We start from the raw sequence: 10997 nt of genomic DNA, 5'->3' as shown, positions 1-10997 counted from the left end.
GCCCTCTTTCTCGCCTCCCCAGCAGCGAGTTTCATGACTGGCGCCGCCGTTCTTGCCGATGGTGGCGTGTCCATCAATCGAACGTGAATCCAAACGACAGAGTGAGGCCGCACCGAGGCGGCCTTACTTACCGCAGCCTCCTTTTGAATGGCAGCAATGCGCCTAAAGTCGGCCGTAGCCGTCCATTCTGCCGTTCCCCGAAAGCAGACTCTTGATGCCGAGCGCGGGCGACTGCAACGCCCGTCGAGACCTGCGACCCGGGGATCAAGTGGATACTATCCCAGGTCTCTGGCCGCGAGGGCTCTAGGGGGGCGGACGGGTTCGCACCGACTCCCGCCATTGCAAAAACCTGCTATTCATGCAGGCAGGTCGCCGTCGAGCTCATCGTCACGTTGTCAGCACCCGAGGCGGTCCCGAGGAAGGAGCAGGCCAATGCCTCCATCCGACGACGAACGCTCCGAAGCGGCTCGATCGAGCATGCAACCGCTGGGCGCGCAGGCGGCGAAGTCGCATCCGCCGCTTGAGCGCGGCCGTTTCGGCGGCACGGAACGCCGGCATGAGCGTCCAGTTGACGACGACGCGCCGGTGTCGCGCAGCGATCTCAGCAAGGGGCGCGAAGAGGTGCTCGAGCATCGCGCGGCCTACATCAACTGGCGCGTTCTGGTCATCTCGTCGGCGGTGATCCTGGGCTTCTCGATCTGGGCCATTGTCATGCCCGGTGGCGCGCGAACGACGATGAAGACGGCCGTCGACTGGATCGCGAGAAACCTCGGCTGGTATTACGTGCTGACGGTCACCCTCGTCACCGGTTTCGTCCTCTGGGTGGCGTTCTCGAAGGAGGGCAGCGTACGGCTTGGTCCCGATCACTCGCGGCCGCAGTACAAGCTCCCCACCTGGGTCGCGATGCTGTTCGCCGCCGGTGTCGGGATCGACCTGCTCTTTTTCTCGGTCGCCGGTCCCGTGGTGCAGTTTCTGCATCCACCCTACGGCGAGGGCGGCACACCTGAGGCGACGCGGGATGCGGTCGTCTGGACGATGTTCCATTACGGGATCGCAGGCTGGGCGATCTATGCGCTTCTCGGCATGGCGATGGGCTACTTCGCCTACCGGTGGGACATGCCCCTGTCGATCCGTGCGGCGCTCTACCCGCTTCTTGGCAAGCGCGTGCGCGGCCCCCTGGGCGACGGCATCAACATCATCGCGGTGGTTGGCACCGTGTTCGGCGTGGCGACATCGATGGGCATCGGCGTCGTACTGCTGAATGTCGGTTTCGCGCTTCTCTTCGGGCTGCAGCAGGGCCTGGCGCTGCAGATCGCGTTGGTCGCCGTCGCCGTCGTCCTGACCATCGCGGCCACGACATCGGGCGTCGACCGGGGCATCCGCTGGATCTCCGAGCTGAACCTGTGGAGTGCCGCGGCGATGATGATCTACATCCTCTGCGCCGGTCACACGGCATTCCTCCTGAACGCCCTGGTCGATAACATCGGTCGGTTCTTTGTCACGCTGCCCGAGCGCACGCTTCAAACCTTCGCCTACGAGCCCGACGGCGCCAAGTGGATGGCCAGTTGGACGTTGTTCTTCTGGGCATTCTGGCTTGCATGGGGCCCGTTCGTCGGCGTCTTCCTCGCCCGCATATCGCGCGGGCGGACGCTACGCGAGTTCGTGATCGCGGCAATCACGGCGCCCGTCCTGTGCGACTTCATCATCGTCTCGCTGTTCGGCAATTCGGCGTTGTACGAGGTGCTGCAGGGCAATACGGAGTTCGCCCAACTCGCGGTCCAGAGCCCGGAGCGCGGATGGTACGCGCTGCTCGAGATGTTCCCGGGCGCGATGTTCCTTATCGGTCTGGCAACCTTCTCGGGTCTGCTGTTCTACCTCACGAGCGCGAACTCGGGCGCGATGGTGACGTCGAACTTCTCCGCCTCGATCCCGGATCCGTCGCACGACGGGCCGAAATGGCTGCGCATCTTCTGGGCCGTGCTCACCGCCGTTCTTACCGTGGCGATGCTGCTCGCAGGTGGTGTGCCGACGATGGAGTATGCAACGCTCATCTTCGCCCTTCCGGTGACGATCATCGCCTACCTGGTCATGGCGTCTTTCTACAAGGTGCTGCGGATGGAACGCGCCGAGCGCAGGGGTCAGGTGCTGCGAAGACCGTCTATGGCCCCTATCGGCGGCCACGTGCCCGAACGGTCGTGGAGGCAGCGGCTTGAACGGCTGCGCGCATACCCGTCGCTGCCCGAGGTCGTGCAGTTCCTCGAGCGCACCGTGCGGCCGGCGCTCGACGACGTGGCGGGCGAGTTCAGGAAACAGGGTTATGAGGTCGAGCAGGGCGTCATCATCAACGCGAGCGGCATCGAAGAGCCACTGCTGCGGGTGTCCTTGGATACGTTCCGCGCCTTCCAATACCACGTCGCCATCGTCGAGGCACCGGTGCCGATGTTCAGTGGTCGCATGTCGCGTGAGACCGACGTCTACTACCGGCTCGAGGTGTTCACACAGACCGGATCGGGCGGTTATGACCTGATGGGCCTGACAAGGCAGCAGGTGATCGACGACGTGATCGAGCGCTACGAGGCCCACCTTGCGTTCCTCACCTTGTCCACGGAGACCGATACGGCATCGGTGCTCACACCGCCGATGCCGCGGCAAGATCAGCCGTCCGCGGCGTCGAAGGACGCCGGAGACATTCAGGGCCAAGGGGAGAAGGAGTGATGGTCGCCTGACAACCTGGCACTTGCTGCGCGTTCCGCCCGAACGGGAGCCTGCGTGCCGAGGCTGACTGGTTTGAATCCTTCCGGAAGGATCAAACGCTACATCAGGACTGCTCTGGACCAGAACGTCGAGGGCGAAGCCACCCTGATCCACGGCTCGCCACAACCAGTACAGAGATAAATGGACCGGCGGCAGGGTGCCGCCGGTCTATGACATATATCCAACAGGTCGGCTCGATCATTCGCCGAGCCACTCCTTCACCCGGTCGGGGGGCTCGGCGATGAATTTGTCCACCGCCTTGTCGTAAGAGGTCTGCTGCGCACTAAACATGGCCGCCTCCAGTTCAGGGACCGGCAGTTTCATACGCGACAGGAATTCAGCGACCTTGGGGTTGTCTACCCTGACAACCGCATCAATGGTCTTCATGAACGGCTTGATCGGGCGTTGAGCAGCGTTCGGCGCGTACACGAACTTAGCGCGACGATGAGGCTCCTAGCTCTCACCGCGGCACATGGGAACCAAACAGCGCTCCCCCGGATTATGTGTCTGCGCTCGCCTGTCCCCCTTGCGAGCGTGCCTTTACTCATCAGCCCGTCGTCTCACCCGAGGCGGCGGGCTTTTTTTGTGCGCGGCAATGCAGGTGTCTAGAATAAACCTCATTTGGGCTATACGTTATGAGCATCGCCTATTTGGCCTGATTTGGCCTCTCGCGGCGCTTTCGAGCCGCCAAGTTCTATCCAGATTTACGATGCTCTGAACGCGTGACATGGATTTGCCACGCGACGGCAACATTGACGTAATCGTCGTGCCCGTGCGGGAGCGCGCATTGGCGTGGCAGGTTGTCGAAGACCAGACGGAGAACGACGGCCTTCGATCTCAACCGAGGTTCTTGGTTTGCGAGGACACGCGCATGTCGACCCGCACGATCCAATCCATTGTCCACTTCTCCGCGCCCTTCGCCTTGAGGGGCATCGACGAGGTGCAGCCGCCGGGCGATTACGCCATCGATCAGGATGAAGACATCATCGACGGCGTTTCCTGGCTCGCCTATCGCCGCGTCGCAACCTTCATTCACCTGCCCGCCGTCTCGACAAATAAGATGACGGCGCAACTGATTGAAATCGACTTCGCCGAGTTGGAAGCCGCACTTCAGCAGGATCGAGAGCAGGCGCGATAGCTAGGCCCGCGCCAAGCCTGGCACGGGCGCATCCACAGGACACGAAAAATGTCACCGCATCGCTTCGCAGTAGGACAGTCGGTTCACTTCAGGAACAGGTTTCACCTGTCGGACACGGCGGCAGGAACCTATCGCATCACCGCGACCCTGCCGGAACGAGACAACTCGCCTCAATACCGCATCCGAAATGATCATGAGCCGCACGAGCGTGTAGCAACCGAAAACGCACTTGAACTCGAGACGCCGCCGGTCGCAACCGGCTTCAACTGACAGGAGATTTGCATGGCCAAGAGTCAGCGGCGCAGCAATCGCGAAATCAGGAAGCCGAAAAAGCAAAAGGCCTACGTCAAGGTCGAGACAGCATTCGGCTCGCCGGCAGGCAACGGCAATGGAGAGCACCGCACGACCAAAAAATGAGCGTCGCGCGCCGGTTCTCTTACGGTAGGTAACCCACATGAAAGTCGTCATTGAATTCTGCCGGGTTCGTGAACTGGACAACGCACATGCGGTTCTCGGCCGCGTGGCCTGCGATGCGATCGATACCGACGCGGCGATCGGCATGGCGAGATCGCTCTTCCGCACGCTCGACATGCCGCAGGACCCTGACATCGTCAGCATCAGCGACGATCAGGGGCGGCAGCTTTACTGGGCGGTGGTGAGGCCAGTCTGAAAGGAAGATCGGCTCATGACGAGGCTGGCCCAGACCGAAGCCACTGCCACAAGGATCGATCTCGACGCGGTCAATGCAAAAAAAAAGTGCAAGGCATGGCCCAGGTGGTTCGGACCCGGCCCAACTGAAAAACCGAAGGCCGCTTGTCTACCTCGTCGCTCCGTATCGTACACCCTTGCCGGCCTAGATTCGCCGCGGCGGGTTTTTTGCGTTCGCTCTGGAACTTCGGCCAGACCGCCCCATCTCCAGACGGTCCCGTCTTGGTGGATTGGCCATCGCCACCAAGCGCCTGCCCGTCGCCGAAGCGGCGGGCTCTTTTTCTCCCGCCGTGGAGACTGGAGAGGGCGATGCGCAGTTATCTTTCCCAATCCCCTGAACTGCTGTCCATGTTTTCCGACGAGGTGCTGGACGTGCTTGACAGCGTGGTGCGTCGGGCAGCCGAAACGCTGCACATCGTCGATCCGGCGGAACGCAACGAAGTCGCGGCAAGGATCTTTGCGCTGTACACGATCGGCGGCCGCACCCCGGAAGAGATCCTGGAGCTGACGATCCGCCTGCACCAGGAAGGCTATGCGCCGGGCGGTCGCCGCTCGGATAAGCCGCCCGTCAAGCGCATCAGGACCGAGCGTCAGCGCCGGCGCTTGAAGGAAGATGGCAGATAGTTTGGCCGCGGCCGGCGTACCGTGTGTCCGGCCGAACGAGTTGCTCGAGGTGCGACCGCTAGGTGACCGTTGCTTGTGGGGGCTCCAACTTCCTCCGCGGCAGCCTTGCGTTAGAAATGGCCACCAAAGTTCAGCCCGAAGAGGAAATAGAAGACAACCACTGCGCGGCAGTGATCAGCATCACACCCAACAGGCGCCCATAGTTGCTCAAATCGGACTGATTTGGCGTGTGGCGTTTCATGGCTCCGCTCCTTACCCATAAAGGATTTGCGCCGTCGATAGCTCACCACCGGCGGCAGGCTTTTCGTGATTGCCAAATCGCCAGACCTTTATTCATAAGGCTCTGGTTGAGTAGGCCGGCTCGTCACGGTCCAGCGGCCACGTGTCGAGTCTATCCCGATGCTTTCGAGGGCCTAGGGAGGCCACAATTTACATCGAAGCCCGCCACCGAAGCCTCGCTGGTGATGGCGTCCACCAAATCCTGGTCCGAAATATCTAAGTCCGGGAAAACGCTCCGCACCGCGCCGAGGGCCTGCGAAATCGCAAACGGCCGCGCCTCCTTCTGGCACGCATTCAAGAAGGTCGCGATTGCCGCCCGTACCTGATCTGGAAGTTGATCGCTCAAGCGCTGGGCCTCGGTTCGCCGCGACTTACCGCCAGAAAAGCCATCGTCGTCCCACCGTGCGATGGCGGCGTCTGCGGTTTCCCACTCACCAAGATGTACGGCCAGCTTCTGCCGGAGATCTGCTTCGGCCGCCTGGCTTTGCTCGACTTCTCGCACGAGAAAATTCAGTGCGGCGGTTTCCGTACCTGCGTCGTGTGGTTGTGCCGATTGGCGCACCTCCGCCAGAAGCCGCTCGATCATGTTCATATTTGCGAAACTAAGATAGTTGGAAGACATGATGTCCTCCTGAACTTGGGGCTAGGGTATGTTGGCCCTTAACCGGTGTCGCCCGTTTCAGAAGACGCCGACAATTCACCATGCACCCAATGGCGTACGGAGTCGACGTATTTTGTCCTCACTCCGCATCCGGCTTCTCCAGTCCGTCGCGTATCCGAGGGGGATTTTTCTTGTTCTTTTGCCCATCCGCCGAATTCGCTTGCTATATGGTCCCCAACCCTCCATATCCGGCCCATCGGCTGCTGACCGGCCGGGAACGCTCTTCGAGATACGTTGCTGGGTTTCCCCGTAGGCATTCGCATTTGCCCTGATTGATGGTGCGCCGACCACGAATGTACCGGCGGTTCACATGTCTCAGGATTGAAGGGAAGCGGGCATCACGGCCCGCTTTTTTCGTTTGGAGATGCAATCTGCCACGCCTTCCCGCTGAACCTTGGGGGGACGGCGGGTTGGCATGGAGACTAACGCGCTACCTTTGAGGTAGCGGCAGGATGATGACAGAACCGCCAGATAGTCGGCCAGTCGGGCAAAACCCCGTGTGGAAGGCTCGGCACGGTGAGCACGGGGATGCGACGCCGGGTGATATGCCGTGATGTCAAGAAATTCAGCGGGTTTGCTATATTGGCAGTCGTGAGTGTTTGTTTCCTCATGTCAAGCATTCATGGAATGGATGACCTCCGCGCAATGTTATAGCCTTGGCAAGAGCCGAGACGAATCTTGGCGCGAGCCTTGCCTTCATTCTGCATTGCGCCTATGTCTGAGTGTCAATATTGTTGATGAATATTGTGTCGGTGCTCTTGCGCCCAGACGATATTCCTTCTCAATTTCGAGCACTGACGTTTGGCGTACATCTGTATTCCGATTTGGAAGGAAATCTCATGGCAACCGGAACAGTAAAGTTCTTCAACTCGACCAAAGGCTTCGGCTTCATCACGCCGGATCAGGGCGGCGCGGATGTTTTCGTTCACATTTCTGCGGTCGAACGGGCTGGCATGCGCTCCCTGGCTGAGGGTCAGAAGGTGAGCTTCGATGTCGTGCCGGATCGTCGCAGCGGTAAGGGTGCGGCCGACAACCTTCAGGCGGCATGACGAAATAGCGATTCCGGTCTTTGACCACAGATGTACTGGCACTGGTCGGTGAGGCGTCTAGGAGAGGGTCGGGATATTTCCCGACCTTTTTCATTGGAATGGTGACGATGGGATGGAGGTTACGACCTATCCGGCCAACTCGCAGCCGAACCAGCCTGTCCCCGTTTTTTCTCGCGCCAACGCCCGCGCTGAACGGCTTAGCGACGGTCCAGCGCGGGTTGGCAGGAGATCGCAGTCCTTCTCTCGCCATCAGTTGACAGCGGCTGGATGATTACAGAACTGCGTAGGGGTAGCCAGTCGGGCAAAACCCGTGAGACGAAGGCTCGGTGCGACAGGCGCGGCGGATGGGCGCCGAGCCTCACAGGCCGGTCGCCGGTAACGCGCGTAGGTGTTCAGGGCGCGACAGCGCCCCTAAATGCTTGAACGTGGCCCGTTAGGCTTGGCGGGCCTTGCGGTCTGAATATCGACGGTCGCGCTTCGCCTTGTGAGCCGCCTCTTCCTCAAGGACACGTGCGACACGATTCTTGTCCGCGATGTCGCGAGCTTCGATTTCAGCTCGGGCAGATGCTGCACTTGCGGCGTCCCGCTCTGCGATCTCGGTTTCGATGCGGGCTTGTTCGTCTAGTTTCACCTGCTCACGTTGAGCGCGGCGCTCTTCGCGGGCTTCAGCGATTAGAAGGCGTTCCGACTGCCTGGCTTCACGGGTGGGCTCCGCAGCCGCCTTGGCGGCACGATAAGCCTCAAGGAGAGCCGCTTTCGCGGCGGTAGAGGCGCCGCGCCGGTCTGAAAGCTCATTCTTTTTGATGTTTCTCAAATTTTTAGTCCAGTTGGAGGTGATGGCGGCCGAACTCAGGACTTCTTGGCCCGCTTGGAGACTGGCGTTGCCATCGAGATGCTGTCCTGCAATTCCTTTGCAAGGCGGGCCTCTCTCAGCCTTAGGGTCTTTTCGTCCCTGGCAACCACGATGGAGTCGAGTTCTCCAAAAGCGCGCTCGCGCGCGAGGAACTGTGACTGTGTCTTGCCGAAGGCGGCCTCGGCCTGTTGACGCGGCTTGCTGTAGTTCGCGGTCATTGCTGTCCTCGTAACGGCTGCTCGCCAGGCGAGCGGCAATAAAAAAAGGTCAGGCAAATTGCCTGACCTCGCTTGGTTTCTCGCTCCCACAGTGCCAGTACATCCGTGGTCAAAGGAAAGCGGACACCATTTAGGCTGCCTGCAGATTGCAGGCAGACATCTTACCCGACTTGTTGTCGCGCTCCAGTTCGAAGCCGATCTTCTGGCCTTCGACGAGTTCGCGCATACCGGCGCGCTCGACGGCTGAAATGTGGACGAACGCATCGGCGCCGCCGTTATCAGGCTGAATGAAGCCGAACCCCTTGGTGGAATTGAACCATTTAACTGTGCCAGTGGTCATGATGAACCCTTTCATAGCAGATAGAGATGACCGTCACGCGGAGGCGTTACGGGACGAACTAACGATGCTTTAAGGGAGGGTTCGTTCAAAGCGCGGTGCCAATCGCGCGGTAACCAAAAGCTCAGCAATAAAATATCGAGAGATATCAATACGGGTCTTCAGCCAGAGTGTCAACCTTTGCTTTTATGAACGGTACATTCACTCATCGGATAACCCTGAGCGGCAAAGCTGATACATATATTAAAGTGGATTTTCTGTGGGCGCATGCGACGGCCCAGACGGAAAATCACTTTTCAGCTTATCGGTTGACACCCTCCTGTCAATGTTTCTATTTCGTTCTCATGCTGGGCCCCTATTGGCCAAAGAGAAAAGGTGCGTACACACTCGCTGACTCAGCGAGGAATGGCGCCTATCTGCGCGCAGAATGCCGTTATTGCAAAATCGTCCATTTCTACACGCCATCGGATCTGAAGGAGCTTTGCGGCAACGTTCAGGTCGATGACCTGAAACTGCGGTGCGAGAAGTGCGGCGACAGCAACATCATGCTCAGCGAACATCACCCGCCAATTGCGGAGCTTCAGACAATGACCATAAGGCGGCTGGACAGAGTGTGTTTCCAGCGCCGTGTCGTATGGCGAGATGAGTCGGCCTGGAAGACGAAGTAGGCGAGGCCTGATCAGGAACGAATTGAAGCGCGTGCCGGTCTGGCGCAAGGAGGAAGGCATCCTCTTGGTGGGAGAGAATCTTGGCCGCAATGGTCTCATTTGTCACTGCCGTGCTTGAGCTCAGGGTTGGAGTTCGCAACTGGTCAGGAACGGAAGGGCAGCTATCGCAGGGTGGCCGCTGAAACCGGACTGTCAGCTTGCGGCCCCAAAGCGGACCCGGGGCAGCGGCAACTCTCGCCTATGCTCTAGCAGCTTACTTGCACTTGCCGCCGTCAATTTTCCTCCGCGAGGGCGAAACGTCCTATCACTGGGATACGGATGACGCGCGGGTGCTCTCGGTCACGCTCTATGCCAGAGGACCTGACGGTTTAGCGTCTGACGCCGCTGCAATGCCGCTCCCTTGAGCAATCACTTCTCACGGCGGGAAAGTCGAGCGTTAATGAGCCAGCTTAACCCCAGGCATCGTTGCGTCCGTCACCGCTTCAAGCAAGCATAAGCTGTTGTTTAGCGGCAACAAGAGACCCGCAGCCATTCACGCACCCCGCGCCCAAAGGCTTCGGATCTCAACCGGCCATCTACCGTTGACTGAGGCAGAGTAATTTTGCGCGCAGGTCTTGCTATGGCTCGACTTGATGGGCTGAGTAGGCGTCCATCACGCGTGCCGAATAAATGAGCGCCGCACCGGCATTCACTGCAACAGCCACACCGAGCGCTTCGGCGATCTCTTCGCGTGTGGCGCCATGCTTTATGGCCGCGTCGGTGTGGACAGCGATGCACCCATCGCACTGTCGTGTGACTGCCACCGCGAGCGAGATCAATTCACGGATCTTCGGGTCGAGTAAGCCGGTCTTGGAGCCAGCATCGCCGAGTGCTCGATAGCCACGGATTGTCTCGGGGCTAATTCTTCCAATCTCGGCGATCCTCGTCCCAACCTGTTTGCGATAGTCATTCCAGTCGAACATCATTTGCTTGATCCTCCTGCTGGCAAATCAGGATGACATGCATGCAGGCTGCGGAAAAGCGCCCTTGACTGGCTGATCGTTGGGCTTCCCGGCTTGTCGTTGGCGTGGTGATGAATCGACCATGAAGTTTGGTCCGTCGCAAATCCAGCGCCAAGGACACGATTGACTTGGCGGCGGATTTTTCAGGCGGCGAGAATCTCGAACTGCTCAGTGAGCGACGGTGCTGGATTGAAGGCGTACCTTGAAGAGAGATCGCTTCGCTACACATCTTAGACAACATGCGCAGGCATACGAAACAGAAGCCCGATGCCGAACGGGGGCCACAAAGGAGAGCCGCCAAAGGGACGGCGCCGGTCGGCAACAGGCATCTTGCCGAGCAGCGGCGCAAGTTCCTCCATACCCACTACATGAACAAATTCCTGGGCCGGTGAGGTTGCCGGGCGGCGAAAGGAGGACGGGATGGCTGAAAGTCTAGCTCAAAAGGTCTGCACGCCGTGCCGGGGTGGCACTTCACCGCTGACGCAGGAGGAAGCGGCGGTCTACCTGTCCCAGACGCCGGGATGGGAGTTGGAGGACGACGGGCGCTGGCTGCGCCGCAAGTTCAAGTTCGCAGATTTTCGGGAATCGCAGGGCTTCGTCGACAAGGTCGGCCGACTTGCTGAGGAACAAGGCCACCATCCCGACATCTGTTTCGGCTGGGGTTACGCCACCGTCTCGCTGCAGACCCACAAGATCAAGGGGCTGCA

General features: G+C 59.9%; 14 protein-coding genes and 2 pseudogenes. 9 read left to right on the top strand and 7 right to left on the bottom strand.

Going from position 1 to position 10997, the window contains the following annotated elements; all coding sequences use genetic code 11:
- Together AC3A4H_RS23355 and betT are read left to right on the top strand one after the other, a co-directional pair.
- Positions 1 to 87, top strand: a pseudogene (locus tag AC3A4H_RS23355) (SDR family oxidoreductase); the annotation flags it as partial.
- Positions 88 to 432: 345 nt separating this feature from the next.
- The gene (gene betT / locus AC3A4H_RS23350) at positions 433 to 2715 is read left to right on the top strand and encodes a choline BCCT transporter BetT (RefSeq protein ID WP_487768843.1); all 2283 of its coding nucleotides are present in this window, start codon (positions 433 to 435) and stop codon (positions 2713 to 2715) included.
- Between the two features lie 237 nt (positions 2716 to 2952).
- On the opposite strand, the pseudogene AC3A4H_RS23345 reads toward betT, so the two are convergent.
- A pseudogene (locus AC3A4H_RS23345) lies at positions 2953 to 3132 on the bottom strand (glycine betaine ABC transporter substrate-binding protein); the annotation flags it as partial.
- Between the two features lie 355 nt (positions 3133 to 3487).
- On the opposite strand from AC3A4H_RS23345, the gene AC3A4H_RS23340 reads away from it, so the two are divergent.
- The 5 genes from AC3A4H_RS23340 (at position 3488) to AC3A4H_RS23320 (ending at position 5224) form a co-directional block, all read left to right on the top strand.
- Positions 3488 to 3892: a hypothetical protein gene (locus AC3A4H_RS23340; RefSeq protein ID WP_487768842.1), complete on the top strand. Its 405-nt coding sequence runs from the start codon at positions 3488 to 3490 to the stop codon at positions 3890 to 3892.
- 48 nt (positions 3893 to 3940) lie between these two features.
- Entirely contained in the window at positions 3941 to 4162 is a 222-nt protein-coding gene (locus AC3A4H_RS23335; RefSeq protein WP_487768841.1) for a hypothetical protein, read from the top strand.
- 12 nt (positions 4163 to 4174) lie between these two features.
- Entirely contained in the window at positions 4175 to 4309 is a 135-nt protein-coding gene (locus tag AC3A4H_RS23330; RefSeq protein WP_487768840.1) for a hypothetical protein, read from the top strand.
- Positions 4310 to 4346: 37 nt separating this feature from the next.
- The gene (locus AC3A4H_RS23325) at positions 4347 to 4562 is read left to right on the top strand and encodes a hypothetical protein (RefSeq protein WP_487768839.1); all 216 of its coding nucleotides are present in this window, start codon (positions 4347 to 4349) and stop codon (positions 4560 to 4562) included.
- 347 nt (positions 4563 to 4909) lie between these two features.
- Complete coding sequence (locus tag AC3A4H_RS23320; RefSeq protein ID WP_487768838.1) at positions 4910 to 5224, top strand: hypothetical protein; 315 nt, start codon at positions 4910 to 4912, stop codon at positions 5222 to 5224.
- Between the two features lie 391 nt (positions 5225 to 5615).
- On the opposite strand, the gene AC3A4H_RS23315 is transcribed toward AC3A4H_RS23320, so the two are convergent.
- Positions 5616 to 6125 (bottom strand): hypothetical protein, encoded by a 510-nt coding sequence (locus AC3A4H_RS23315; protein WP_487768837.1) that lies wholly within the window; start codon positions 6123 to 6125, stop codon positions 5616 to 5618.
- Positions 6126 to 7003: 878 nt separating this feature from the next.
- Here AC3A4H_RS23315 and AC3A4H_RS23310 point away from each other — a divergent pair.
- Complete coding sequence (locus tag AC3A4H_RS23310; RefSeq protein ID WP_487768844.1) at positions 7004 to 7213, top strand: cold-shock protein; 210 nt, start codon at positions 7004 to 7006, stop codon at positions 7211 to 7213.
- A 433-nt stretch (positions 7214 to 7646) separates the two neighbouring features.
- On the opposite strand, the gene AC3A4H_RS23305 is transcribed toward AC3A4H_RS23310, so the two are convergent.
- The 5 genes from AC3A4H_RS23305 to AC3A4H_RS23285 all read right to left on the bottom strand — a co-directional run bounded on the left by AC3A4H_RS23305 (position 7647) and on the right by AC3A4H_RS23285 (position 10251).
- On the bottom strand, positions 7647 to 8027 hold the full coding sequence (locus tag AC3A4H_RS23305) for a DUF6481 family protein (RefSeq protein WP_487768836.1): 381 nt from the start codon (positions 8025 to 8027) through the stop codon (positions 7647 to 7649).
- Between the two features lie 35 nt (positions 8028 to 8062).
- Positions 8063 to 8284, bottom strand: coding sequence for a hypothetical protein (locus AC3A4H_RS23300; protein WP_487768835.1), 222 nt, complete (start codon positions 8282 to 8284; stop codon positions 8063 to 8065).
- A gap of 130 nt (positions 8285 to 8414) precedes the next feature.
- Positions 8415 to 8624, bottom strand: coding sequence for a cold-shock protein (locus AC3A4H_RS23295; RefSeq protein WP_003504088.1), 210 nt, complete (start codon positions 8622 to 8624; stop codon positions 8415 to 8417).
- Positions 8625 to 9016: 392 nt separating this feature from the next.
- Entirely contained in the window at positions 9017 to 9337 is a 321-nt protein-coding gene (locus AC3A4H_RS23290; RefSeq protein ID WP_487768834.1) for a hypothetical protein, read from the bottom strand.
- A gap of 569 nt (positions 9338 to 9906) precedes the next feature.
- Entirely contained in the window at positions 9907 to 10251 is a 345-nt protein-coding gene (locus AC3A4H_RS23285) for a carboxymuconolactone decarboxylase family protein (protein ID WP_106726171.1), read from the bottom strand.
- 459 nt (positions 10252 to 10710) lie between these two features.
- On the opposite strand from AC3A4H_RS23285, the gene AC3A4H_RS23280 reads away from it, so the two are divergent.
- Positions 10711 to 10997 (top strand): 4a-hydroxytetrahydrobiopterin dehydratase (locus AC3A4H_RS23280; RefSeq protein ID WP_487768833.1); only part of this gene is annotated, 287 nt, incomplete at its 3' end.

The sequence above is a fragment of the Pseudaminobacter sp. Soil_N_29 genome (assembly GCF_057656055.1).
This window is presented reverse-complemented; position numbering and strand designations above follow the sequence as displayed.

Coding starts and splice junctions, on each gene's coding strand:
- betT (WP_487768843.1), top strand. CDS start 433: ATGCCTCCATCCGACGACGAACGCTCCGAAGCGGCTCGATCGAGCATG.
- AC3A4H_RS23335 (WP_487768841.1), top strand. CDS start 3,941: ATGTCACCGCATCGCTTCGCAGTAGGACAGTCGGTTCACTTCAGGAAC.
- AC3A4H_RS23330 (WP_487768840.1), top strand. CDS start 4,175: ATGGCCAAGAGTCAGCGGCGCAGCAATCGCGAAATCAGGAAGCCGAAA.
- AC3A4H_RS23325 (WP_487768839.1), top strand. CDS start 4,347: ATGAAAGTCGTCATTGAATTCTGCCGGGTTCGTGAACTGGACAACGCA.
- AC3A4H_RS23320 (WP_487768838.1), top strand. CDS start 4,910: ATGCGCAGTTATCTTTCCCAATCCCCTGAACTGCTGTCCATGTTTTCC.
- AC3A4H_RS23315 (WP_487768837.1), bottom strand. CDS start 6,125: ATGTCTTCCAACTATCTTAGTTTCGCAAATATGAACATGATCGAGCGG.
- AC3A4H_RS23310 (WP_487768844.1), top strand. CDS start 7,004: ATGGCAACCGGAACAGTAAAGTTCTTCAACTCGACCAAAGGCTTCGGC.
- AC3A4H_RS23300 (WP_487768835.1), bottom strand. CDS start 8,284: ATGACCGCGAACTACAGCAAGCCGCGTCAACAGGCCGAGGCCGCCTTC.
- AC3A4H_RS23295 (WP_003504088.1), bottom strand. CDS start 8,624: ATGACCACTGGCACAGTTAAATGGTTCAATTCCACCAAGGGGTTCGGC.
- AC3A4H_RS23285 (WP_106726171.1), bottom strand. CDS start 10,251: ATGTTCGACTGGAATGACTATCGCAAACAGGTTGGGACGAGGATCGCC.